The organism is Anoxybacillus suryakundensis (assembly GCF_001418025.1).
In the GTDB taxonomy this organism is placed as follows: Bacteria; Bacillota; Bacilli; order Bacillales; family Anoxybacillaceae; genus Anoxybacillus; species Anoxybacillus tengchongensis.
In genome coordinates this window covers 23,096-48,825 of sequence record NZ_LIOK01000012.1, presented here as the reverse complement: position 1 = coordinate 48,825, position 25,730 = coordinate 23,096, and the positions used below count along the sequence as shown (strand labels likewise).

Here is a 25,730-nt window from a genome sequence, read left to right as displayed (position 1 = left end):
GATTTCTTTATTTTTTCACATAATATTCAAAGAAAATCTTTTTCACAAAAAAATTTTTTGTCAACAAAAATTTTTTTGTGATTAACATAAAAACACCCAACGAAATAGTGGGTGTTTTTTACAATTTGTATAACAATAACTTTCTTAGTAGCGGAGCTAAAAATGTTGGTAATTGCTCTACGTTTGGAACGAGTACACTGTAATGCCCATATATATTTTCAATTGTTTTTTGTTGGCTTTCCGTAATCATTCCGTTAGCTAAAAACACATTCACTACCTCAATCCCTAATTTTCTCGCTTCCATCACTGCTTCGTGTGTATCTACAATTCCGTTTTGATCATACCCAAAAGCAGCTGGTTCTCCATCAGAAAAAACAAGTAAAAATTTTTGTTTTTCATTTCTTTTCTGTAACTCTTGTGTCATTAATCGAATAGCCAAACCATCGCGGTTATCTTCTTGGGGCTCTAATTGCATAATTTTTGCTCCATGATCTTTTCTTAGAGAATCATCAAAATCAATAACGGTTTGAAAATAGTTAGGTTGATAAGACGCTGTAGCTTCGTTCGTATCCTCCCAAAAACCAACGACTTTATGTGGAACACGAAGCGCTTTAAGAGATTCGTGGAATAAAACAATTCCCCTTTTTGTTTCTTCCATTTTGTCATACATCGAGGCAGAACAATCGACAAGCAAAACAAAAACAGCATCTAACAACGGAGATGTTTCGTGTTTTTTATAAAATAAACGCGGATGTTCCTCCGTAAAAAAGCGTAGTAGCTTTTTATTTAAACGCCCTGCATGTAAATCTGTACGGGGGTGTATTTTTTTATGCTCAAGCACTTTTTCAATTGTCTGCGTCAATTTTTTTTGATACGGTCCAATAGATTCGCGGTCACATTCATACTGTTTCATTTGTTCGATTGTCGGTGGCAAAGCATACACAAATATCGGCTTAACATAACGATTTTCTTTTCCGTATTCGTGCTCTGAATGCCCAAAAAGTCCTTGGTGCTGCTCTTGTTGTTCTAGATGTGTATAATCATTACGTGTCGTTTTTTGTGACGAACCATGTACAATCCCAAGGGCTTGATCTCCCGCTTCTCCTTGCCGAACCCCTTCCCCAAGTAAATCAGTCTGTGAACCTTGTTCGAGATCAAACTGTAAAAAACTATTCGTCATATCGCTCGTTTCACGATGCCATGTATACATCGTCTCTTGAAAAATATTTTCATCTTCCGACTTTTTATCAAGTACATCATAATTTTTCAATGGATCTTTGCGCCGAATATCCTCCCGCTCTTCTTGTTGCTCCGCGTAAATATACTCCGGGAGATGAAAATACGTGTTTAGCATATCAGCATCTAACAATTCGTCTAGCACATCTAACATTGTGAGTACAATACGTGCGATTTGCGCGGTCGATTTTGCATCATATACATTTCGTATTTCACGCTCAACAAATGGGAGAGCTAAACGTAAACGTTCAGGGAGAAAAATATCGTGTACGGGTTGTTCCGCTGTTAATAGTAAATATAAATAATTAAACAACGCATCTGTATAAACGCTTTTTGTCATATTTACATTCCATTGTGTTTCGAAATAATGTCGATATACATGTTTCCGAATAGCAAACGCTTTTTTTGTACCAGGACGTACATACCGACATATATCTTCCAGTCGTATATCTTCAAGTAATACAAACAACTGTTTAGCAAAGCTCGGAATAGCATATGCTTTTATTTGATGAAGAAAAAGAAGAATATCTTTGTCATTTGTATTATAAAAATTTCCAATCGTTCGTAAAAATACATCACTTTTTAACCCATATACGTACAGCTCTTTTGGGCGATTATCCCAAAAATGACTAACAACGACTTTTTTATGCTGCCGATCAAGATACGACTGGTAGCCGAACTCGAGTTCCATTTGTTCATCTTTTGTTAATGTTTTCACTAAATCAGATAGCTCCATAAACAAAAAAGAATCGACTTTTTTATCATTAAACATAATAAAACGGTTCATGTAGCCACCCTCATTCATCAAACAACGTTTCAGCTAAGTTGCGCACCGCAGCTTTTTCCCTGTCGTCTTCTAATTTCTCGACGATCGCTCGTTCAATGGCACGCCGTGGTGGAATGTATACCGCCAAATCGCAAGCATCAATTAATGCTCGAATCGATGCTGCTTCCTCTGATACATATCCTTGCTTCACTTGAACAATTAAATCGGCAGACAATGTAACAAAACGATTTAATAACGTTTCGTTTGTTAACTTCGTTTGCTGTTGTAAAATACGTTTTAATGCCTCCCCTTGAACGTACGGTACATCAATGACAACAAAGCGGTTTTTCAACGCTTCATTTAGAGGAACCGTCCCGACATATCCTTCATTAATCGCTGCAATAACACCAAATGTTGGTTTTGCTTTGACAACTTCAGCCGTAAATGGATTTGTAATCATTTTTCGATAATCTAGTACTCCATTTAAGATCGGTAATGTCTCTGGCTTAGCCATATTAATTTCATCAATATACAACAGATGTCCTTTTGTCATCGCTTGAATGACAGGTCCTGGGATAAATTCAATCGTCGCTTGCCCATTTGTTTGTTGAATGGTCTTAAAACCAAGCATCGCCTCAGCATCTAAATCAATTGAACAATTAATGCTATGCATCGGCTGTCCAAAGAAGGCTGATAACGTTTCTGCTAATTTTGTTTTCCCTGACCCTGTCGGTCCCTTTAACAACACATTTTTTCCTAACGCTAAGGCGATAATTGCGTCATATATAATAGACTCATGAGCGGGTGTGTAAGCAGTATATTCAACCTGTTCATTTATTTCACTTTTAAACATCTCTCTTCTTTTTTTAACGATCGTTTCAATTGTTTCAGGAAGTGTGAACGATTGTGTATAAATCATGATGTCATTCCTTTCTATGTTTTCGTACGTACGTATTGTACAAAAAATAAACGAATTTGTACAAATAAAAGAACTGTTTAACATAATTATATTATGTTAACAAACAAATAAAAAAGGGAGCCACTCGGCTTTATCGACTTTTGACGAGTAGCTCTACTGCTTCTTGAATGAGTTTTTCGCTTTCTAATGATCCTGTTTCTACATCTTTGCGGATGCAACGCTCTAAATTAGCACTTACAACAACCGCGATGGCGCGATCAACAGCACTACGAATAGCTGACAACTGGGCAACCACTTCTTTACAATCCTTTTGCTCATCCATCATTTTAAGCACACCACGAACTTGTCCTTCAATCCGTTTTAAACGGTTCTTTACTTGATTGTCATATGTCATGTTCATCAAACTCCTTTTTATATACCCTTATCAGTATATTAAATGAAATATCATTCTTTTGTCAACTAAAATTATCTTTAATCGCTTTACGAATAAGCGCTTCACAACGATCTAGTTCTGTTTTTAATTGTCTTTTATATAGCTGAGCCTTTTTATATCCTTCCTCAGTAAAACGATAATAAACGACCTCTTGATATTTCATTCCTTCTTTTTTCTTTTTTACTTGTTCTAAAATTCCATCTTCGATTAAATCATGTAGCGCTTTGTATACCTCTGAATGATTTGGACGGTATCCAAATGGTTGAAACTCTTCACGAAGCACATCTAACAATTTTAATCCATACAATCGTTCTTGCTCAGTTAAAGTAATTAAATATAACTTTAAAAATGCACGTTGTTTTAATAAAAATCCACTCGGTTTCCTTTTTTCACTCATCCTTTCTCCTCCTTTCACATGACACATTCTTTACTAAAAAGAAAAATCCTTCTCGATTTCCATTATAATTGAACATTTTTATTTTTATTCAGTTTTTATTTAGAACATAGTTTTACTATATAAATTTTTACAAAAAAAGAAGAAGGGATTCCCTCTTCTTCATCTGAACACGATCGTTTTATTTTCATGAATAATTACTCGATCTTCTAAGTGCCACTTTAGTGCACGAACAAGAACAGTCTTTTCGATCATACGTCCGATTCGTTTTAAGTCTTCTACATGATGTTTATGATCGACTCGCTCGACATCTTGTTCGATAATTGGTCCTTCATCTAAATCATCTGTTACATAATGAGAAGTAGCACCGATCAGCTTCACCCCACGTCGGTAAGCTTGTTCATACGGCCGAGCGCCGATAAACGCCGGTAAAAACGAGTGATGAATATTGATGATTTGCGCTGGAAACGTCGCAACAAAATGAGGTGATAAAATTTGCATATAACGAGCAAGCACAATAACATCAATGTCGTATTCCTTTAACAGCTGTATTTGTTTTTCTTCGGCTTCCTGTTTTGTTTCTTTTGTCACAGGTATGTAATAGTACGGAATGCCAAATGACTCGACTATTTCTCTCATGTGTTCATGATTACTGATAACTAGTGCAAAATCTGCAAGTAACTCTCCTGCTTGCCACTCCCATAGTAACTCTAATAAGCAATGCTCTTCTTTGGAAACAAATATGGCCACTTTTTTCATATGCGTATGTAAACTCAACCGCCATTTCATTTCAAACTGTTGCGCTATCGTTGCGAATTTTTCTTCTATCGCTTCTTTTCGTTCCGATATATTCGGAGCGTCGAACTCGATTCGTAAAAAAAACGTACCGCCTTCAGGATCTGTCGAATATTGACTCGACTCGACAATATTGGCCCCTTGTTCATACAGGAAAGTGGTAACAGTTGCCACAATGCCTGGCTGATCTGGACATGAAATAAGTAACCGTGCCCGATCTTTATATTTGTCCATAAACTTTTGGACATGTTTTTGTTGAAAATACATTGTAACTCCCCCTAAACAAAAATAAAATAATAGCTTCTATTATAACAAATAAAAAAATAGTCGAGAACATCCCCCGACTATTTTTTACTTATTCAATATTTTTCTTACTCCAAACGCCCCTTTCCACGCAGGAGTAGACTGTTTATCAGATGAAAGATACGTGTATAACGCGCCCATAAATAATGAGCCTCCAACGATATTCCCAAGCGTTACAGGTACGATGTTATGGATGATTCCTGACACATGAATCGTATCTGGATGTTGAACAGCTAAAGCAAGTGAGAAAATAACAAAGTTTGCAATAGAGTGTTCATATCCAGAAGCAAAAAAGACAAAAACAATTAAAATCATGGCAAATATTTTGGCGATGTCTTCTTTCATTTGCATCGGAATAAAAATAGCTAAACAAACAAGCCAGTTACATAAAATCCCTTTTACAAACAGTTGTATCGTCGTTGCGTGCATTTTTTTCAGTGCAATCGCAAACAGTAAATGGTCCATTGAAATATCATGAAAAATACCTGATTGTGCGATTAAAAAGGCAAAGAAAATCGCACCAAGCAAATTACCACTATAACATATTATCCAGTTGAGAAGCGTGTCTCTGATCGTTGTTTCTTTTTGAAGCGTACTCACAGTAAAATACATTGTATTCCCGGTGAATAGTTCTGCTCCTCCGTACATAATAAGAACAAGAGCGATACCAAAAAAGATGCCGCTTACTAAATATGTTGCTGGTGAATGTGTCTCATAAAAATATTGACCAACACGGACACAAAGAATAAGAGCAAACCCGATATATACACCTGCTAAAGCAGCACGAATCACGTATTGAAGCGGTGATTTTTGCAAAATGGATCGCTTCTTTAATGCGAGCTCTTTACATGTCTGTAAAGCTTCCATTGTTCTCTCACTTCTCTTTCTCTTTTGTGATGTTTTTCACACTTATCCTACTCCTCTTTTTTCTGTTTTTCAATGCGTTTGTGTAAATGTTAAAAGAACTGTCAACACTTTATTTTTGTAAACGTTTGCGAATAAAATGGCTATTGCAATTTTTTCAACTATTGTTCTCATCCTTTGCAAACTCATGCACAAATGTATTAATATAAAAAAGGTGCAAAATACATCGTTAGAGGAGGAAGCTATGAACTACATAAAAGAGCAAAACGGACAGCTATGGTTAACAGAAGATGAGCGTGAAAATTTAAAAATTAGTTACCGTATTAAAGAGATCGTTTACTCAGAACGTTCACCATTTCAACATGTAATGATTTTGGACTCATACGACTTTGGAAGAATGCTTGTGCTTGATGGAGTTGTACAAACAACTTCTATTGATGGACATATTTACAATGAGATGATTACACATGTTCCTCTTTCTCTTCATCCGTCGCCAAAGAAAGTTTTAATTATTGGTGGGGGCGATTGTGGGGCAGCTCGTGAAGTGGCGAAATATGAAGAGGTAGAAGAAATACATCTCGTTGAAATCGATGAACTTGTTGTTCAAGCGTGTAAAGAACATTTACCTGAAGTATCGGGAAATCTTTCAGATCCACGTGTACAGTATGTATATAAAGATGGCGTGCAATTTGTAAAGGATCGCGTAAATACGTACGATGTCATTATTATTGATTCATCTGATCCGATCGGCCCTGCTCAAGTATTATTTGAATATGATTTTTACAAAAGTGTATATGAAGCACTCAAAGAAGATGGAATGATGGTTTGTCAAAGCCAATCACCAATTTTCCATATGAACGTATTAAAACAAACATATATAAACATTCGTCATTTATTCCCACACGTTCACGTATATACGGCTACTGTTCCGACATATCCTGGTGGGCTATGGAGCTTTACTCTCGGAGCAAAACAAGCTGTTTCATTTGAGCGCCTTACCACATTTGCAAAACAAACGAAATACGTAAATGCTGATGTATTAAACCAATGCTTCTGTCTTCCTCAATTTATGAAAGAGCATCTTCAATCGTAGTCGGAATCATTCCGGCTACGATTGTTGACAAAAGTGTTTTTTTATATTACGATACAAAACGTAATGATTACTATTTTCTTTAAAAGGAGCGTGCCCCTATGCGTGTGAAAGTCGTTTTACAATGTACAGAAACTGGCGATCGTAACTACATAACAACAAAAAATAAGCGCAACAACCCTGAAAGACTTGAATTAAAAAAATATTGCCCACGTTTGAAACGCCACACATTACATCGTGAAACAAAATAATGGGGCTGACTCAAAAGTCCCTTTTTAATGAAACTTCACTGAAGTATGTGAAAGAGACCACCTTTGAATCCCCTTGGTTTTACTGGGTTTTCGTGGTGGTCTCTTTTTTCATGTTTCCCCAGATAAGAGCATGACCGCTCTTTTGAGCCCGTACCATCATTTTTAATGTAAATGAATGCGCCGCGCAAAGTCAACGAATCGAAATTTATCAAGACGATGACGGGACTCTGTATATTGAAACAAACTCGCATCATCTAAATAAACATAATTTCGTACAACGACAACGTGTGTATATTGTTTTAAATGCAAATACATACGATCTTCTTCTGTGCATTCTTCCACAAAAAATTCTTTTTTCGCAAAGCTGATTTTTAATTGCAATTCCTTCTCCAAATATTCATAAATGGATCGCGCACATATATCTTTAGACAAAAATGGAACAAATTTTTTATTAAAAAAGTCTTTGTCTAAAATAATGCGTTCATCTTCAATTTCTCGCACGCGCACAACTTTCCAAATATCTTCTCGTGCCGTGACATGAAGATGTTTTTTTAACACTTCATCAGGCTTGATCATTTCAAGCTGCTCAACAATTGTCCGCGATGGCTTTCCAAGCTTCTGTGCCAATTCCTTAAAACTAATTAGCCCAGAAATCGGGAAATCAAATTTACGTACATCTAATACAATTGAACCTTTTCCTTTAATTTTTTGAATATATCCATGCTCTGAAAGTAAATTGAGCGCTTTTCGAATCGTTTCTCGCGATGTTTCATATTGTTCAACAAGTTGATTTTCAGAAGGAATTTTCATCCCTGGTTTAAAAATTCCTTTTTCAATTTTTGATAATAAGTCATTGTAAATCGACAAGTATTTATTTTCACTCATTGTTTATCACCGAAAAATATTTTACCATTATTTTTTCAAGTAATAAACAATGGATTCATACGGACGTAGCGTCATTTGTTTAAATTCATTTGGTGAATCATCGTAGTTCGATAATAAAACTTGACTTGTATATTCGCTTATATCCATATGTTTTGGCCATTCAAAAACCGTTTCTTGTCCGTAAAAATTATTAATTACAACAAGCTTTTCATCGTTTCCATTGCGAATATATGCAAAAATGGAAGGATGATCTTCTAAAATGAGCTCATAGTCTCCTGTTGTAATGATGTCATACTGTTTACGCAACTGAATGAGTTTGTGATAATGATAAAAAATAGATGTTGGATCTTGTAATGCTTGTTGAACATTAATTTCTTTATAGTTATTCGCGACAGAAATCCAAGGCGTTCCCGTTGTAAAGCCTGCATGTGGCTCATCGCTCCATTGCATCGGTGTTCGCGAATTATCACGTGATTTTCGCTGTAAAATATGCAATACTTCTTGTTCGCTTTTCCCTTGTCCTTTTAGTATACGATACATATTCAATGACTCTACATCGCGATAGTCATCGATTCGTTCAAATTTCGGGTCTGTCATCCCGATTTCTTCACCTTGATAAATATAAGGTGTTCCTTGCATCATATGAATCGTTGTTGCTAACATTTTTGCAGATTCTTTATGATACTGTCCATCATCACCATAACGAGAGACGATGCGCGGCTGGTCATGATTGCACCAAAATAAAGCGTTCCACCCACCGCCTCTATGCATATTCACTTGCCATTCTGATAAAATCTTTTTTAATTGCAAAAAGTCAAAATCGGCAACTGCCCACTTTTCTCCATTTGGGTAATCGACTTTTAAATGGTGAAAGTTAAACGTCATATTGAGTTCATGACGATTAGGATTTGTATATAAAATACAATGATCAATTGTCGTTGATGACATCTCCCCTACTGTCATCATATCGTACTTCGAAAACACTTCTCGATTCATTTCTTGCAAAAATTCATGAATGCGTGGACCATCTGTATAATATTTTCTACCGTCACTCGGTGGAGTAGAGCCGTCATCATCTAAAAAGCGTTGGTCTTTTGAAATTAAATTAATAACATCTAAACGGAAGCCGTCGACTCCTTTTTGTAACCAAAAATGCATCATATCGTACACGTGTTTGCGTACTTCTTCGTTTTCCCAATTTAAATCCGCTTGTGTAACATCGAACAAATGTAAATAATATTGTCCTGTTTTCTCGTCATACTCCCAAGCGGAACCTCCGAATTTCGATTGCCAATTGTTCGGCTCATCTCTCCAAATATAAAAATGGCGATACGGGTTATCTTTCGATGAACGTGCTTGTTTAAACCATTCATGATCTGTTGATGTATGGTTTACAACAATATCCATAACAATTTTTATATTGCGCTTATGTGCTTCTTCAATAAGTTTTTCGAAATCTTCCATTGTTCCATATGGTTCATAAATTCGATGGTAGTCGCTAATGTCATAACCGTTATCACGCTGAGGCGACTCATAAATCGGGGTGAGCCAGATGGCATCAACCCCGAGCATTTTTAAATAATCGAGTTTTTCAATGACTCCTTGCAAATCACCAATTCCGTCACCATTTGTATCTTTAAAACTTTTTGGATAAATTTGATACACGACCGCTGTTTTCCACCATGGATGCATATTACTTACCTCCTTTCGTTTTTGCCAAAATGTATGTCAACGTAAATGGAACGATCAAGACGATGGCCATACCGATGAAAAACGGTACCCACTTGTCAGGGAAGATCGATAAAAAGCCAGGAAGTCCACCAACACCAATAGAAGATGCCTGCACTTTATTGATCGTAATAAAAATCCCTGCCGTTGCCGAACCAATTAAGGCCGAAATAAATGGATAGCGGAATCGTAAGTTTACACCAAACATTGCTGGTTCTGTAATGCCCAAGTAAGCGGATACAGCTGATGTAAACGATAAACCTTTTAATTTTTCATCTTTTGTTGCAAACATCATCGCTAATGCTGCTGAGCCTTGTGCAATGTTTGATAACGCGAGCATCGGCCATAAAAATGTCCCGCCTGTACTACCGATCAGTTGTAAGTCTACGGCTAAAAACGTATGGTGCATTCCTGTGACAACGAGAACAGCGTACAATCCTCCGTATACGAGTCCTCCTAACGCAGCAAAACGATCAAATAGCGCGACAAGACCATCTGTTAAAGCATTCGCAATGCCAAATGTCAAAGGACCGATAGCGATGAAAGAAATAAATCCTGTTAAAAGTAAAGCGATTGGCGCAACAAGTAACAATTGAAATGCTTCCGGAATACGTTTTTTCAAAAATAGCTCTAGTTTCGCTAGCACATATGATGAAATTAAAATAGGTAATACTTGACCTTGATAACCAATTTTTTGAACGTCAAGCCCAAATAAATTCCAATATGGCACAGTTCCTTCTTGAACAGCGGAAGCGTATGCCCATGCATTTAATAACGCTGGGTGAACGAGCATCAATCCGAGTACAATTCCAAGTAACTCGCTTCCACCAAATTTTTTTACCGCTGACCACCCGATTAATCCTGGCAAAAAGACAAACGCTGTGTTGGCAATTAAGTTAATCATATCAGCAACATCGCGCCACTGTTTATGAACATCAACAATTGATTTTCCTTCATAAAAAATTCCTGGGCCTGTTAAAATGTTGTTAATCCCCATCAATAAACCGGCTGTGACAATAGCAGGTAAAATCGGAATAAAAATATCAGCTAACGTCTTAATTGCCCGTTGTAGCGGGTTTAATTTTTTTCTGCAGCGTCTTTAATATCTTGTTTCGTTGCCCGACCAATCCCAGTCATTTCAACCATTTCGTTATACACTTTATCAACTAGTCCTTGTCCGATCACGACTTGGAACTGACCGTTTACTGAAAATGAACCTTTAACAATATCAATGTTTTCTAACGCTTCTTTATCTACTTTTCCTTCATCTTTTAACGCAAAACGAAGACGCGTCACACAGTGTGTAGCCGCGATGATATTCTCTTTCCCACCGACGGCTTGAACAATTTGCCCTACAGATTGTCTCATGATTTACTCCTCCTTAGTTAAAGCGTTTGCAACGAATGTCACCAACTTGTATATACAAGTTTATTGGTCGTCTTTATTTTAACCTGTATATACAAGTTAGTCAACCGCTTTCAAACAACTTTTAAAGAAAAAAGATGCCCATGTGGACATCTTTTTTCCATTTAATTATTTTCTTTTTTTCGTGCATACATCGCTGCATGTCTTTTAATTTCACCAATCAATTGCATTTCTTCTTGCTTAGAAATCTCTAATGAAAGGCCGTATTGAAACTCATTTGCGTATGCTTTTTTCCAAATCACAATGCCTCGAACGGCTATTGGTTGATCAACAATCGTAAACTGTAACTCCACTTCGAGTTCACCTTTTGCGGAGTCGATCGGTAAATTTAAATTTGTCTCCAGTCGAATGCCCCGTGGACTGATATCGTGAATTTCAGCTGCTCCTTTATCTGTTTCGACTTCTCGCTCACCAATACGTGTGATACGAAACGTACATGGGAGCGGTTGACCGAATTGATATCGAAAAGGCTCTTGACGTTTAAATCTCATCATAAATCCCCCACACACAAACTATACCTTCTTCAATATAATTGAAATCATAAATGAATGCAAGGGAATTATGACCATCTCACCCACGTATCCGTAACGTTACCAACTTCATCATAATCAAGCACGTATGTCACATTGCCATATCGATCGCTTAATCGTAGTTCGTCAACGTTGACTTCTTCAATGATCCCTTTCTCTGTTTTTAAAACAACATGTCCATGTGAAAGGAAATGACAATTTACTACTCGATGTGGATTTGTTTTCACTTCTTTAATAAGAAGCTGGCCCCGTTTCGCGCGGGTCGATTCGTCGATTTCCGTTCTAGCTATTTTTTTCACCGCCCCGCGTTTTGTCACAAAAACAACATTTTCTTCTGTCGCCTGTTGACCAGAAACGACACAGTCTCCATCTTTTAAATGGATCCCTTTTACTCCTGCCGCTCGAACACCAACTTCTCCAATTTCTTCTTCTTGAAATAACAAACCATATCCGTATTGCGTCATGAGAAATATACGTCCAAACCCATCTGTTCGATACACATGAACAACTTCATCATCCTCTTTTAATCGCATAGCTACAAGTGGCTTAGAATACCGTTGCGCCTTATAATGAACGAGGTTTGTTTTTTTCACTAATCCTTGTTTCGTAATAAATAATAAATACCCATTTGAAAAATCTACAATCGGGATAGCGCTAATTAGTTGCTCATCTCGATCAAGCGGGATTATATTAGAGATGTGCTGACCGAGATCCTTCCAGCGAATGTCAGGAAGTTCATAAACAGGACAATATAAGTAATTTCCTTTGTTTGTAAATAACAATAACGTATGTGTTGTATTCATCTCAAACATCCCGAGTAACCTATCTCCCTCTTTCAGACCAATATCTTGTCCGTTAGAGGCGCTGTAAGAACGAAGACTTGTTCTTTTGATATACCCATCTTTTGTAACCGTGACGATTACATCTTCCTCTGGAATCACAACGTTCATTTCGATTTTAATTTCTTCTATTTCCTCTTCAATGGTCGTTCTTCGTTCATCAGCATACGTTTTTTTCATTTTTCTTAATTCCGATTTAATGACAGATAATAGTTTTTTTTCACTTTCTAAAATGGATGTTAATTGCTCGATTTTATCATGGAGTGCATTTGCTTCTTCACGCAAATCATCAATATCTGTGTTTGTCAAGCGATATAATTGCAATGTGACAATCGCTTCCGCTTGAGGTTCTGTAAACCCATATCGATCCATCAAATTCGTTTTGGCGTCTTTTTTATCTTGCGAAGCGCGAATCGTTGCGATGATTTCATCTAAAATGGATACAGCTTTCATTAATCCTTCTACAATATGAGCACGCTCTTTTGCTTTTCGTAATTCATAACGCGAACGATTGGCAACCACTTCTTTTTGATGTTCAATATACGCATCTAATAATTGTGGTAAACTTAATAACTTTGGGCGACGCTTATGAATAGCAACCATATTAAAATTGTACGTGATCTGCAAATCTGTGTTTTTATATAAATAGTTTAAAATGCCCTCTGCATTCCCGTCTTTTCTCACTTCAATGACAATACGTAACCCCGTACGGTCCGTTTCGTCACGTACATCAACAATTCCGTCTAACTTTTTTTCAAGTCGCAATTCATCAATTTTTTTAACTAAATTAGCTTTATTTACTTCGTAAGGAATTTCTGTAATAACAATCGATTGTTTGCCGCCTTTTCCTTGCTCCATTGTTGCTTTGCCACGAATAATCATTTTTCCTTTTCCTGTTTCGTAGGCGGCTTTAATCCCTTCTTTCCCTTGAATGATACCACCAGTTGGAAAATCTGGTCCTTGTAAGACAGTCATTAAATCATCAACCGTACAATTTGGATGATCAATACGCATAATGACTGCATCAATGACTTCTCCTAAGTGATGCGGTGGAATTTCTGTCGCGTAACCAGCTGAAATGCCTGTTGAACCATTGACAAGCAAATTCGGAAACATCGCTGGCAACACAACCGGCTCTTTGCTTGTATCATCGAAGTTCGGTACAAACTCTACTGTTTCCTTATCGATGTCGCGCAATAATTCAGATGCGATGGCAGATAATCTAGCTTCTGTATAACGCATCGCTGCTGGTGGATCTCCATCAATACTTCCGTTATTCCCATGCATTTCAATGAGCACGTTTCTTACTTTCCATTCTTGACTCATGCGAACCATCGCTTCATATACAGAAGAATCGCCATGCGGGTGGAAATTACCAATGACATTTCCGACGGTTTTGGCTGATTTGCGAAACGGTTTGTCGCACGTATTCCCGTCTACATACATCGCATATAAAATGCGACGTTGCACCGGTTTTAATCCATCACGCACATCAGGCAGAGCACGTTCTTGAATAATATATTTACTATATCGACCAAATCGGTCCCCTAACACATCTTCAAACGGTAAATCTAATACACGTTCCATATCCTTATTCCCCCTCAGCTGTCATCACATGATCGTTTTCTAAAATGTTCATGTCTTCCGCTAAACCGAATTGTACGTTGGACTCAATCCATTTTCTTCTCGGCTCTACTTTATCACCCATTAATGTCGTTACGCGACGTTCAGCACGTGCTGCATCATCAATACGAACACGAATGAGCGTCCGCGTTTCAGGGTTCATTGTCGTCTCCCATAATTGATCCGCATTCATTTCACCAAGTCCTTTATACCGCTGAATCGTATATCCTTTTCCGATCTTTTTCAAAATCGATTGTAGTTGTTCATCTGTCCACGCATATTCAATCACTTCTTTTTTTCCGATTTTTTTACTTACTTTATAAAGTGGTGGAAGAGCGATAAACACTTTACCAGCTTCAATGAGCGGACGCATATAGCGATAAAAAAAAGTTAACAACAACACTTGAATGTGTGCTCCGTCCGTATCTGCATCAGTCATAATGATCACTTTGTCATAATGAATATCATCAAGCGAAAAATCTGCTCCCACACCGCCACCGATCGCGTGAATGATTGTATTAATTTCTTCATTTTTAAAAATGTCGGTGAGTTTCGCTTTCTCCGTATTAATCACTTTTCCTCGAAGAGGTAATACAGCTTGAAAACGGCGATCGCGCCCTTGTTTCGCAGATCCACCAGCTGAATCCCCTTCAACTAAGTACAATTCATTTTTTTGTGGATTTCGTGTTTGGGCAGGGGTTAATTTTCCACTTAATACATGTTCTTTTCCTTTGCGCTTTTTTCCAGATCGTGCTTCTTCTCGTGCTTTTCGAGCTGCTTCACGCGCCTGAAACGCACGAACTGCCTTTTTAATTAACATCGTTGCAACATCTGGATTTTCATTTAAAAAGTATGTCAGTTTTTCACTAATGACTGCTTCGACTACGGAACGGGCTTCAGGCGTTCCTAGTTTTCCTTTCGTTTGTCCTTCAAATTGCAAGAGCGCTTCAGGAATACGAACTGATATAATGGCAGATAACCCTTCGCGAATGTCTGTTCCTTCTAAGTTTTTATCTCTTTCTTTCAATAAGCCTACTTTTCGTGCATATTCATTAAATACGCGGGTCATCGCCGTTTTGGCTCCAATTTCATGCGTCCCTCCATCTTTCGTTCGAACATGGTTAACAAACGAAAGCATGTTTTCCGCATATCCGTCATGAAATTGGAAGGCAAACTCCACTTCAATATCACTTTGCTCACCAGTAAAAAATACGACAGGATGCAAGACGTCTTTTTCCTCATTTAAATATTGTACGAATGCCTCGATGCCGCTTTCGTAATAAAACGTTTCGCGTAAACCTGTTCGTTCATCGTATAATTCAATTTTTAAGCCTTTTAATAAAAATGCAGATTCTCTCAATCGTTCGCTAATCGTTTCATAATGAAACGTCGTCGTACTAAAAATTGTTGGATCCGGTTTAAATCGAATCGTTGTTCCCGTATGTTTTGTTACTCCTATTTTTTCAAGTGTAGTCACAGGTTTTCCGCCATTTTCAAATCTTTGATAATATATATATCCATCGCGTTGAATAGTCACTTCTAACCACTCAGACAAAGCGTTAACGACGGAAGCACCTACACCATGCAAACCACCACTCGTTTTATATCCACCTTGACCAAATTTCCCCCCAGCATGTAATACTGTCAAAATAACCTCTGGAGTCGGTTTTCCTAACTTATGCATGCCTGTAGGCATCCCACGTCCTTCATCTTGTACGCTAATGCTTTGGTCATTATGTATCGTTACAATAATGCGCTTTCCATATCCAGCAAGCGCCTCGTCAACTGCATTATCTACAATTTCATATACAAGATGATGCAAACCACGACTATCTGTACTCCCAATATACATGCCTGGCCGTTTACGAACAGCCTCTAACCCTTCTAACACTTGAATGGCGTCTTCGTTATATGTAAGAAGTTGCTTATCTGTCACAATCATTCCCCTTTCACAAATAGAACATTTGTTTCTATTTTTTTGACTTTCTCTATTTTAACATACATTCGTAAAACGTCCAATGTCATGAAGAAAAAGAACGACCATTGCAAAAAGAATGGTCGTTTTTACCGTGTGAGCGCATGTTCTACTTTGATGCAGCGATCCATCACAACCGTATACCCTTTTTCTGTTAAGTCACGGTACACTTCTTCATCGTACACACCTAATTGCGCCCAAAACACATCTGCATCCATTTGGACAAACTGTTCAGCGATTTCACGTAAATGTTCAGAACGACGAAACACATTAACAATATCTACATGCCCCTCAATATCTGTTAATGTCGCAACGGCTCGGATACCTTCCCATTCTTTAATAAGCGGGTTGACCGGAATAATTTCATATCCTGCTTCTTTCATGGCTTTTGCGACCATATAAGATGTACGATTCGGATGATCTGACAACCCCACCACAGCAATGCGTTTTGCTTTGTTTAAAATTTGTTTAATTTGTTCACGACTCGGACTCATACCATCTACCTCCCATGATAAACTAGTATTTCTTCATATAAAAAAATAATCCTGCCTTCATTTTTTAAAAAAGCATGTTACAATAAAAGCATGACCTCCGTATGAGGAAATATTAATGAGGTAAAGGGTGCATAGGATGTCTATTTTGCTTATGATCATCGGTTATTTACTCGGTTCGATTCCGTTCGCGCTAATCGTTGGAAAAGTGGGATACGGAATTGACATACGTGAACATGGGAGCGGCAATTTAGGTGGAACAAATACGTTTCGCGTGCTCGGTGTAAAAGCTGGATTAATTGTTACGATTGCGGATATTTTAAAAGGGACGTTAGCCACCAGCTTACCTGTATTGTTTTCTGTAGATATTCACCCACTTATTACAGGCATGTTTGCTGTGGTTGGTCATACATATCCAGTATTTGCCCAATTTCGTGGTGGAAAAGCTGTTGCTACATCTGGTGGAGTGTTGTTATTTTATTCACCCCTTCTCTTTATGACGATGTTAGCTGTCTTTTTTCTCATTCTATATATATCAAAATACGTCTCGCTTTCATCCATGCTAACAGGCGTGTATGCGACCGCTTATGCATTTGTATGGACCGATGATGTTCCTTTGCGCATCGTCGTCATATTATTAACACTTTTTGTATTTTATCGTCACCGAGCGAATATGAAACGTATTTTAAACAAAACAGAACCGAAAGTGAAGTGGTTATAGTGACTACATGTCATTTACCAAAAGAATTTGTAACGAAAATGAATGCTTTGCTTCAAGATGAAGCGGAGCGTTTTTTTGCGACATACAATGAAGAAAAAGTCAATGGTTTGCGAGTCAATTCATTGAAAGTATCACCATCGACATTTTTAAACATAAGCCCATGGGAACTTGAGCCAATCCCTTTTTGTCCTACAGGATTTTATTATTACAACGCTCAGCCTGGGAAACATCCATACCATGCTGCTGGATTGTACTACATTCAAGAACCAAGTGCCATGTTCGTAGCTGAAGTGCTCTCACCATCTCCAGGAGAGCGAGTACTTGATTTATGTGCAGCACCAGGAGGAAAAACAACACAGTTAGCTGCCTTGATGAATAACGAAGGATTTTTATTGGCAAACGAAATTCATCCAAAACGTGTTAAAGCTTTATCTGAAAATATTGAGCGACTCGGAATTACAAATGCTGTGGTTACAAATGAAACCCCTGAGAAACTATCGGAAACGTTTGAGGGTTTTTTCGATAAGATTTTAGTTGACGCCCCATGTTCAGGAGAAGGCATGTTTCGAAAAGACGAGGAAGCAATTCAGTTTTGGAGTTTAGAACACGTTCAAAAATGTGCACAAACACAACGACACATTTTATCATGTGCTTATCAGATGTTAAATGAAGGAGGCACGCTCGTTTATTCGACATGCACATTTTCCCCAGAAGAAAATGAACAAATCATTGACTGGTTTTTAGCGACTTATGATGATATGGAATTAATTCCAATAGACAAACAACACGGCATTCAATCAGGTATAGCACATTGGACAAACACACATAACGAAAAAATCGCACATACAGCAAGGCTCTGGCCTCATCATCTACAAGGTGAAGGACATTTCGTTGCGAAAATGCGCAAACGAGGTAGCGGCAACCGTTGGAATGGAAAAATGGCCGCATGTAACGTCCCTAAAGCGATGTGGCGCGATTATGAAACGTTTATGAATCATATCATCCAAACAACAATAAAAGGAACAATGTATGCGTTTGGCACACATTTATTTGCCCTCCCACATTCATGCCCTCGCTTAGACGGCTTAAAAGTTGTTCGTCCTGGTCTTCATATCGGAGAATGGAAAAAAAATCGCTTTGAACCAAACCACGCATTAGCAATGGCATTAACAAAACAACAAGTACAGGCGTATCTGTCTCTGACGTTTGAAGAAAGCCTTCGATATATGAAAGGAGAAACATTACAAACGAATAACGATCGTGGATGGATATTAGTCACTATTGATGGGTATCCACTTGGTTGGGGCAAAGAAGTCAAAGGAGTTGTAAAAAACTTTTATCCTAAAGGATTACGAATCAAATAGGATGTCCCTCAATAATGAGAGACATCCTTTTATTTTGTTATCGTGACTGTAAAGGTGATATCATTTTTATTTAAATCGAACGTTTTCGCCTTTAACACGAATCCTTCTTTTATGCGAATGTTACTTACAACAATATAAATGCGCTCGTGTTTCGCATCGATTTTCACCCAATTTGGCAATGAAGCATGTTTATTAATATACGTTAACACATATGGCACAGGTAAACGAAGTTGCCCAAACGTCATCGTCGGATGAGCAAGTACAACGTGTCCGTTTTCATCCACAGTTGGATCAAATGCCATGGTCAAATCGACTGTCTTTCCGAATACCGGAATGGCGCTTGTTATATACAAACGATCAGCTAATTGAACACTGTAAGAAAAATTCCCCTTTTTTCCATGCTTCTGAATATAGTCGTTCACTAGCGTATTTAAATGTTGTTTTGATGTTTGAACAATAAATGTCGAACCTTTCACACTAACGTTCGGAATATGTGGAGAAGACGATGATTGAAACATATAAAAAAATAATAACGCCATTACCAAACTATTTATTCCTAATAATCCAAAAAACAATACTTTCCACTTCACTATTTATTCTCCTATCCATTCATGTTGTTGCAAGTATTCATATATACGTTGTGCAATTAGTTCATAGCCACGCGTGTTTGGATGAAATTGATCGTCATACAATATATCGTCACGCCCTTCAAACAAATCAACAATAGGGACAAACAGCGTATAATCATAACGGGAGAACACTTTTTTACTCCCTTCGTTCCACATGTGTATAATCCCATCCATTTCTGATATATTCGGAAAAGCCGCAGAAAACGGGTTGTATAACCCGACGAGTACAATATAAGCATCTGGATTGATATAGCGAAGCAGTTGCAATTGCTCATCAAGTCGAGAAGCAAACGCCTGTTGTTCTTTAACAAACAACTCATATGTTAAAGATAAAAAATGTGAACGAACAACTTTCATGACATCGTTTCCGCCAATTGTGATCAAAATAAGATCTGCTTTTTGAATGACCGGTTCATTTTTCGTGATAATATCTGTTAGTTGTTCACTACGTAACCCTCGCTTACCAAAGTTTTGCACGAACACTTCACTTACATCTTCACGTTTTTCTAAATATTGCTTGACTAATGTGACGTAGCCACCTTTACCATCCCCTACCCCCTCCGTTAACGAATCGCCTAACGCCACAACATGTAAATCACGTGGCTTTATTTGTTCCTGTTCGTTTTCTTGCATGGTCGTTGGGGCAGTAGTTGTAGAGGTAGAGGAACATCCCGCTAAACATACACAAAGAAATAGAAGAAGCAATCTGTTCATATAGGATCCCCTCTCTATAAAAGAAAAGACAAAAATGACAGGGTCATCATTTTTGTCTGTATCATGTTATTTTTGTAACATGTCAATATGTTTTAAAATCTCTTCAAAAGGCACATTGTTTAGACCGCTATAGTATTTTACAATTGTCCCGTTTTGATCAACAAGATAAAAATCTGTGCCGTGGATGACTTGATCCCCTTCTTGTGGCTTTTTTACAACTGCTTTAAAGTTTTTTTGAGCAAAACGCTCAATGTCTTGTTGAGCGTATCCTGTAAGTAAGTGCCAATTCCCTAAATCTCCTTGAAACTTTTCGACATACGCTTTTAACGCATCTGGTGTATCGTTTTCAGGATCTACACTAAATGAAACAAAATGAACATCTAATCCTTTTTCCTTGGCCATTTTTTGTAATTTCGCCATATTTGCTGTCATCGGTGGGCACACATCAGCGCATCGTGTGAAAATAAAATCAGCTACCCACACTTTTCCTTTTAAATCAGCTAGCCCAAACTTTTGACCATATTGATCGGTAAATGTAAAATCTTCAATTGGCCAATTTTTTGCATCTGGAATCGATTGCTGGCAGGCAACAAGCAAGAATAACAGCGCAACGAACAACCATAAACGTATACGTTTCACCTTTTATGTCCTCCTATTCCGTATAGTACATAAACCCTATTGCTCCTGAACCTGTATGTGTTGAAATAATTGGGGTTGTATATACGATGTCTGTTTTTGTCCATCCTGTTGCTTCTGCAATTGACTGTTTTAATCGTTCGCTTAAATCAAGAGCGTCTGCGTGAGCAATGCCTACTGCTCGGATCGTTTTTCCTTTCGTATGTTCAACAAATTGATTTGTTAAATATTTGACAATTTGAGAATGACTGCGAACTTTCGTTACAGGCGTATACACCCCATCTTCTAATGAAGCGATCGGTTTAATGTTTAATAGCGAACCAATCATCGCTTTTCCTCTTCCAATGCGTCCACCTTTAACAAGATTTTCAAGTGTATCAACAACGACAAATAAATGTGTATTTGCGCGGATCGCATCAAGACGTGAAACAATTTCTGCTACCGTTTTTCCTTCAGCAGCCATTTTTGCCGCTTCTAACACTTGAAAGCTAAGCGCAAGGGAAATGAAACGCGAATCGATGACTGTGACGTTCGCCTTTGTCATAGCCGCTGCACTTTCTGCTGAACGCACAGTACCGCTCATTCCACCAGTCATATGAATCGAGATGACATCATATCCTGCTTCACCCAATTCATCATACACTTGTAAAAACTGACCTGTAGACGGTTGTGAACTTTTTGGTAGCTCATCTGCTTGTTTCATTCTTTCAATAAACTGTTGTGGAGTTAAGTCAATACCATCTAAATATGTTTGGCCATCAATCGAGATAGATAATGGAACAACACGAATGTCCCACGCTTCAATTATTTCCTTTGACAAATCGACTGTAGAATCTGTTACAATTTTCACTTTACTCATTTTTTCACTTCCTGTATTTCATTCTAAAATTTCGTACGGTGAAATTATATAATAAAATCGTCCTGTATGTCGTCGTTTTCATAAAATTTTTTATAAAAAAAAGAGCTGATTTGCACATTAGCAAAACAGCTCCTTCGTCATTTATGCATTGTTTTTTAAAATTTCAGATTTAAATATTTGTTCATATACCGGCCACTTCAACACACGTTTTAAATAGTCTTTAAACGAATACACCTTCTTTGGATTTTTATTAGCATACACTTGTGCAATAAACGTTTGCAACCGCACTTTGACAATAAATTGATAAAGGTTATCGTCCTCCAATACCGGAATTTCGATAATTTTCACTTTTTGCCCATCTACGTTTTTAAACTCTAGGCTTTTGAATAACAAAATATCAATCCTCTTTTTTGACCGATTTATTTATATTATACACGATTTTTGTGTTGAAGTATGTCACATTTCGTCATCGATTTATAAAAAATTTTTGTCAAATGAGTAAATGGAATAAACTACTATCTTTATTCACTTCCATAAATGGAAAACCTTTTTTCTTCATCCGTTCAACAAGTGGACCATAATCTTCGCGACATTTCAATTCGATACCAACGAGTGCCGGACCACTATCTTTATTATTTTTTTTCGTATATTCAAACAATGTAATGTCGTCTGTCGGTCCTAGCACTTCATCAAGAAATTCACGTAAAGCTCCAGCACGTTGTGGAAAATTCACGATAAAATAATGTTGAAGACCTTCATAAATCATCGATCGCTCTTTAATTTCTTGCATGCGTCCGATGTCATTATTTCCTCCGCTAATAATACAAACAACGGTCTTGCCACGAATATGCTCTTTATATAAATCAAGCGCAGCAACAGGCAACGCTCCAGCAGGCTCCACTACAATAGCATTTTCATTATAAAGCTGCAAAATCGTTGTACATACTTTTCCTTCAGGAACGACAACAATATCGTCAACGATGTCTTTTGCTAATGCAAATGTTTTTTCACCCACACGCTTTACCGCTGCACCATCTACAAATGGATCAATTTCATTTAAAGTAATTACTTCCTTTGCTTCAAACGATTTTTTCATAGAAGGAGCCCCTTCAGGTTCGATACCAATCAATTTCGTCGTTGGTGAAATGCTTTTTATATACGTACCGACACCAGAAATAAGTCCCCCTCCACCAATACTTGCGAAAACATAGTCTATCGGCTCTTCGCAGTCATTTAAAATTTCAACCCCGACCGTTCCTTGTCCAGCGATGACAGCTTCATCATCAAACGGATGGATAAACGTTCGCTGCTCTTTTTTGGAACAAACCAGCGCTTGCTCATAAGAGTCATCAAATGTATCGCCAACTAAAATGATATCAACAAATTCCCGGCCAAAAAATTGTACTTGTGATACTTTTTGTCGTGGAGTGGTAGATGGCATATAAATTTTACCGTGCACACCGAGTGCGCGACACGAATAAGCGACACCTTGTGCATGATTGCCTGCACTTGCACAAACAATGCCATTTTTCTTTTCTTCTTCGCATAAACTTTTCATTCGATAATATGCCCCGCGAATTTTAAACGATCGAACGACTTGTAAATCTTCCCTTTTAAAGTATACATGGCAATCATAACGTTCTGAAAGCAATTCATTTTTTTGCAAGGGGGTATGATGCACAACATCTTTTAGCGTTTGATAAGCAATTAAAATATCTTCTACATATACGCCATGTTTTCGTTTTACTTGTTGTTCCATCTTCTCGTTTCCTTTCCATTTGTAATTGTTAAAATTATGTTATTCTAAAATATATCATATTTTCGGATAAAGAAAAGTAAATTTTCTAAAAATTAATCAAAAAGATGAAGCTCGCTGACTAGCGAGCTCGTTCATATATGCAAAATGTATGTGGATAGCGATTTTTTTCATCTTGTACCCCAGGTTGAGCGGTACGGAGTGTCCACTGTTTTTCATCGATTGGTGGGAAAAATGTATCACCTGTAAACGTCGCATCAATATGTGTGACATACAATCGATCTGCTAGCGACATGGCTTGTTCAAATACTTGTGCCCCTCCAATGATGAACACATGACCATATTGTTGTTCGATTTGTCGAATGTTATCCATCGAATGAATGACTTGAACATTCGAATTCACTAAAAACGTTTTGTCTCGTGTCAATATTATATTGATTCTCCCTGGGAGTGGACGACCAATCGATGCAAACGTTTTTCGTCCCATAACAATCGGATGTCCCATAGTTACATGTTTAAAATAAGCCAAATCTGCTGGTAAATGCCAAGGTAACGTATTGTTATAACCAATAACTCCATTTCGATCCATCGCCACAATAATTGAAATCAATTGACTCACTTCCTTATACAGATACGTCCGCTTTAATATGCGGATGCGGGTCATAATCAACGATTTCAAAATCTTCAAAACGATACTCAAAAATGGAAGAAGGCTTTCGCTTGATGATTAGCTTCGGAAGCGGGCGCGGCTCCCTCGTTAGTTGCAATTTCGCTTGTTCAATATGGTTCATATATAAATGGACATCGCCGCCAGTAAAAATAAGCTCTTTTGGCTCCAAATCGCATTGTTGGGCAACCATATGTGTAAGTAATGCGTAGCTTGCAATATTGAACGGAAGACCTAAAAACGTATCGACAGAGCGCTGTTGCCACATACATGATAACGTCCCGTTTTCTACATAAAACTGAAAAGCATAGTGACAAGGAGGCAATTTCATGTAATCCAACTCCCCTACATTCCATGCATTTACTAAAAGTCGGCGAGAATTCGGGTTTGTTTTTATTTGTTCGATTACTTCGCTAATTTGATCAATCGTCCGGCCGTCTGCTCCCCTCCATGAACGCCATTGTGCACCATATACTGGTCCTAAGTCTCCATTTTCATCCGCCCATTCGTCCCAAATCGTTACACCATTTTCTTTTAAATAGCGAATATTCGTATCCCCGCTCAAGAACCAAAGTAATTCATGAATAATGGAACGAATATGTAATTTTTTTGTTGTAAGTAAAGGAAAGCCTTCTCGTAAATCAAAACGTAACTGACGCCCAAATACAGAAAGCGTTCCCGTTCCCGTACGATCGTCTTTATACACACCGTTTTGTAAAATATCTTCAAGTAATTGTAAATATTGCTTCATGATACCCTCACCCTTTTTTATTTACTGTCATTTATTATGACATAAAGCAGAAAAGTAGGAAAGACAAAAAACCGTAGGATTTGCCCTACGGTCTAACAAATACGAGGTAACATGAGTCCAGTTAGTCGGTATAACCGTCTTGTTGTACCGAGTGGTGTCCGCAATAACAACTGCCCTTTGTTTGTTGCTCGAACTGTTCCGATCACAGTCGCGTCTTTTCCTTCTGGTTGGGAACGAAGTGCATCAAGAACTGCCTGTTCATCTTCTTTTGGTACGATCATGACTACTTTTCCTTCATTAGCTAAGTACAGCGGATCGAAACCGAGTAGTTCACATGCACCTTCTACTTCTTTTTTTATAGGGATACGTTCTTCTTCCAACTCAATCGTTACACCAAAATCTTCACAAATTTCTACAAGAGCTGTTGCTAAGCCACCGCGGGTTGGATCGCGCATCAGCCGAATGTGTTCACTTGCCTCCATCGCTTTTTCAATGAGCGAATATAACGAGGCACAGTCGCTTTCAACCTTTGATACAAGCCCTAATTCCCCACGAGCAACTAATATAGCTACTCCATGATCACCAACTGAACCGCTTATAATAATGGAGTCGCCCTCACAAATTTTTCGATCAAGCGGACGTGAAATGACACCAATCCCTGTTGTATTAATATATAATCCGTCTGCACTGCCTCGTTCAACAACTTTTGTATCTCCTGCCACAATCGTCATATTCGCTTTTTTCGCTTCTTCTGCCATTGATTGAACGATCGTTTTTAAATCATGAATTGAAAAACCTTCTTCAATAATAAAACCACATGTCAAAACTTTCGGAACCGCTCCAACAACCGCTAAGTCATTTATTGTTCCCGCCACCGCTAATTTCCCTATATTTCCACCCGGGAAGAAAAGAGGTTTAACGACAAAACTGTCTGTTGTCACAGCGAGCTCATGTGCTCCCAACGTCAATGTAGCAGAGTCAAATTTGGCATAATGATCGTTATGAAACATAGAAACAAACACATCTGTAATTAGTTTGTGGGCTAATTCCCCTCCATCTCCGTGAGCGAGCGTAATTCGCTCCATT

25 protein-coding genes and 1 pseudogene are annotated in these 25,730 nt (G+C 37.9%); 4 read left to right on the top strand and 22 right to left on the bottom strand.

Annotated features, from left to right (window positions below; all coding sequences use genetic code 11):
• Positions 1–118: 118 nt before the first annotated feature.
• The 6 genes from ASC42_RS09660 to ASC42_RS09635 form a co-directional block, all read right to left on the bottom strand.
• Positions 119–2,023 (bottom strand): vWA domain-containing protein, encoded by a 1,905-nt coding sequence (locus ASC42_RS09660; RefSeq protein ID WP_055441563.1) that lies wholly within the window; start codon positions 2,021–2,023, stop codon positions 119–121.
• Positions 2,024–2,033: 10 nt separating this feature from the next.
• Positions 2,034–2,855 (bottom strand): AAA family ATPase, encoded by an 822-nt coding sequence (locus tag ASC42_RS09655; RefSeq protein WP_245191181.1) that lies wholly within the window; start codon positions 2,853–2,855, stop codon positions 2,034–2,036.
• 196 nt (positions 2,856–3,051) lie between these two features.
• Complete coding sequence (locus tag ASC42_RS09650; protein ID WP_043966402.1) at positions 3,052–3,315, bottom strand: metal-sensitive transcriptional regulator; 264 nt, start codon at positions 3,313–3,315, stop codon at positions 3,052–3,054.
• Positions 3,316–3,376: 61 nt separating this feature from the next.
• Positions 3,377–3,751 carry a replication termination protein gene (locus tag ASC42_RS09645; protein WP_003397201.1) on the bottom strand — a complete coding sequence of 125 codons (375 nt, stop codon included), beginning with the start codon at positions 3,749–3,751 and terminating at the stop codon, positions 3,377–3,379.
• Positions 3,752–3,910: 159 nt separating this feature from the next.
• On the bottom strand, positions 3,911–4,810 hold the full coding sequence (gene purU, locus ASC42_RS09640) for a formyltetrahydrofolate deformylase (protein ID WP_055441561.1): 900 nt from the start codon (positions 4,808–4,810) through the stop codon (positions 3,911–3,913).
• Between the two features lie 84 nt (positions 4,811–4,894).
• A complete protein-coding gene (locus tag ASC42_RS09635) occupies positions 4,895–5,713 on the bottom strand; it encodes a formate/nitrite transporter family protein (RefSeq protein WP_055441560.1) in 819 nt (272 codons plus the stop codon).
• 241 nt (positions 5,714–5,954) lie between these two features.
• On the opposite strand from ASC42_RS09635, the gene speE reads away from it, so the two are divergent.
• Complete coding sequence (gene speE, locus ASC42_RS09630) at positions 5,955–6,803, top strand: polyamine aminopropyltransferase (RefSeq protein WP_032101739.1); 849 nt, start codon at positions 5,955–5,957, stop codon at positions 6,801–6,803.
• A gap of 98 nt (positions 6,804–6,901) precedes the next feature.
• On the top strand, positions 6,902–7,051 hold the full coding sequence (gene rpmG / locus ASC42_RS09625) for a 50S ribosomal protein L33 (protein ID WP_003397205.1): 150 nt from the start codon (positions 6,902–6,904) through the stop codon (positions 7,049–7,051).
• Positions 7,052–7,213: 162 nt separating this feature from the next.
• On the opposite strand, the gene treR is transcribed toward rpmG, so the two are convergent.
• The 7 genes and pseudogenes from treR to ASC42_RS09590 all read right to left on the bottom strand — a co-directional run bounded on the left by treR (position 7,214) and on the right by ASC42_RS09590 (position 16,550).
• Positions 7,214–7,936 (bottom strand): trehalose operon repressor, encoded by a 723-nt coding sequence (treR, locus tag ASC42_RS09620; protein WP_032101737.1) that lies wholly within the window; start codon positions 7,934–7,936, stop codon positions 7,214–7,216.
• 27 nt (positions 7,937–7,963) lie between these two features.
• Positions 7,964–9,628 carry an alpha,alpha-phosphotrehalase gene (gene treC / locus ASC42_RS09615; RefSeq protein WP_055441559.1) on the bottom strand — a complete coding sequence of 555 codons (1,665 nt, stop codon included), beginning with the start codon at positions 9,626–9,628 and terminating at the stop codon, positions 7,964–7,966.
• A 1-nt stretch (position 9,629) separates the two neighbouring features.
• Positions 9,630–11,032 (bottom strand): annotated as a pseudogene (treP, locus tag ASC42_RS09610) (PTS system trehalose-specific EIIBC component).
• 161 nt (positions 11,033–11,193) lie between these two features.
• Entirely contained in the window at positions 11,194–11,580 is a 387-nt protein-coding gene (locus tag ASC42_RS09605) for a PilZ domain-containing protein (protein ID WP_072242724.1), read from the bottom strand.
• A gap of 68 nt (positions 11,581–11,648) precedes the next feature.
• Positions 11,649–14,045, bottom strand: a complete 2,397-nt coding sequence (gene parC, locus ASC42_RS09600; protein ID WP_055441557.1) for a DNA topoisomerase IV subunit A — start codon at positions 14,043–14,045, stop codon at positions 11,649–11,651.
• A gap of 4 nt (positions 14,046–14,049) precedes the next feature.
• On the bottom strand, positions 14,050–16,023 hold the full coding sequence (gene parE / locus ASC42_RS09595; RefSeq protein ID WP_055441556.1) for a DNA topoisomerase IV subunit B: 1,974 nt from the start codon (positions 16,021–16,023) through the stop codon (positions 14,050–14,052).
• A 122-nt stretch (positions 16,024–16,145) separates the two neighbouring features.
• Entirely contained in the window at positions 16,146–16,550 is a 405-nt protein-coding gene (locus ASC42_RS09590; protein ID WP_055441555.1) for a CoA-binding protein, read from the bottom strand.
• 136 nt (positions 16,551–16,686) lie between these two features.
• Between ASC42_RS09590 and plsY the strand changes: the two genes are divergently transcribed.
• Both plsY and ASC42_RS09580 read left to right on the top strand, forming a co-directional pair.
• Positions 16,687–17,268 carry a glycerol-3-phosphate 1-O-acyltransferase PlsY gene (gene plsY, locus ASC42_RS09585; protein WP_055441554.1) on the top strand — a complete coding sequence of 194 codons (582 nt, stop codon included), beginning with the start codon at positions 16,687–16,689 and terminating at the stop codon, positions 17,266–17,268.
• Positions 17,268–18,632 carry an RsmF rRNA methyltransferase first C-terminal domain-containing protein gene (locus ASC42_RS09580; protein WP_072242722.1) on the top strand — a complete coding sequence of 455 codons (1,365 nt, stop codon included), beginning with the start codon at positions 17,268–17,270 and terminating at the stop codon, positions 18,630–18,632. Before plsY ends, ASC42_RS09580 begins: the two co-directional genes overlap by 1 nt.
• A gap of 29 nt (positions 18,633–18,661) precedes the next feature.
• Here ASC42_RS09580 and ASC42_RS09575 read toward each other — a convergent pair whose 3' ends face one another.
• The 9 genes from ASC42_RS09575 to hypE form a co-directional block, all read right to left on the bottom strand.
• Positions 18,662–19,222, bottom strand: a complete 561-nt coding sequence (locus tag ASC42_RS09575) for a YpmS family protein (protein ID WP_055441553.1) — start codon at positions 19,220–19,222, stop codon at positions 18,662–18,664.
• A 3-nt stretch (positions 19,223–19,225) separates the two neighbouring features.
• The gene (locus tag ASC42_RS09570; protein ID WP_055441552.1) at positions 19,226–19,975 is read right to left on the bottom strand and encodes an SGNH/GDSL hydrolase family protein; all 750 of its coding nucleotides are present in this window, start codon (positions 19,973–19,975) and stop codon (positions 19,226–19,228) included.
• 66 nt (positions 19,976–20,041) lie between these two features.
• The gene (locus tag ASC42_RS09565) at positions 20,042–20,614 is read right to left on the bottom strand and encodes an SCO family protein (RefSeq protein WP_080730350.1); all 573 of its coding nucleotides are present in this window, start codon (positions 20,612–20,614) and stop codon (positions 20,042–20,044) included.
• A gap of 13 nt (positions 20,615–20,627) precedes the next feature.
• On the bottom strand, positions 20,628–21,470 hold the full coding sequence (locus tag ASC42_RS09560) for a DegV family protein (RefSeq protein WP_055441551.1): 843 nt from the start codon (positions 21,468–21,470) through the stop codon (positions 20,628–20,630).
• Positions 21,471–21,611: 141 nt separating this feature from the next.
• Positions 21,612–21,863 carry a YpmP family protein gene (locus ASC42_RS09555; protein WP_055441550.1) on the bottom strand — a complete coding sequence of 84 codons (252 nt, stop codon included), beginning with the start codon at positions 21,861–21,863 and terminating at the stop codon, positions 21,612–21,614.
• A gap of 97 nt (positions 21,864–21,960) precedes the next feature.
• Positions 21,961–23,229 carry a threonine ammonia-lyase IlvA gene (gene ilvA / locus ASC42_RS09550; RefSeq protein WP_055441549.1) on the bottom strand — a complete coding sequence of 423 codons (1,269 nt, stop codon included), beginning with the start codon at positions 23,227–23,229 and terminating at the stop codon, positions 21,961–21,963.
• 118 nt (positions 23,230–23,347) lie between these two features.
• Positions 23,348–23,890, bottom strand: a complete 543-nt coding sequence (locus tag ASC42_RS09545) for a dihydrofolate reductase (protein WP_072242727.1) — start codon at positions 23,888–23,890, stop codon at positions 23,348–23,350.
• Positions 23,850–24,644, bottom strand: coding sequence for a thymidylate synthase (gene thyA / locus ASC42_RS09540; protein WP_055441547.1), 795 nt, complete (start codon positions 24,642–24,644; stop codon positions 23,850–23,852). Before thyA ends, ASC42_RS09545 begins: the two co-directional genes overlap by 41 nt.
• A gap of 92 nt (positions 24,645–24,736) precedes the next feature.
• Entirely contained in the window at positions 24,737–25,729 is a 993-nt protein-coding gene (gene hypE, locus ASC42_RS09535) for a hydrogenase expression/formation protein HypE (protein WP_055441546.1), read from the bottom strand.
• Position 25,730 lies beyond the last annotated feature (1 nt).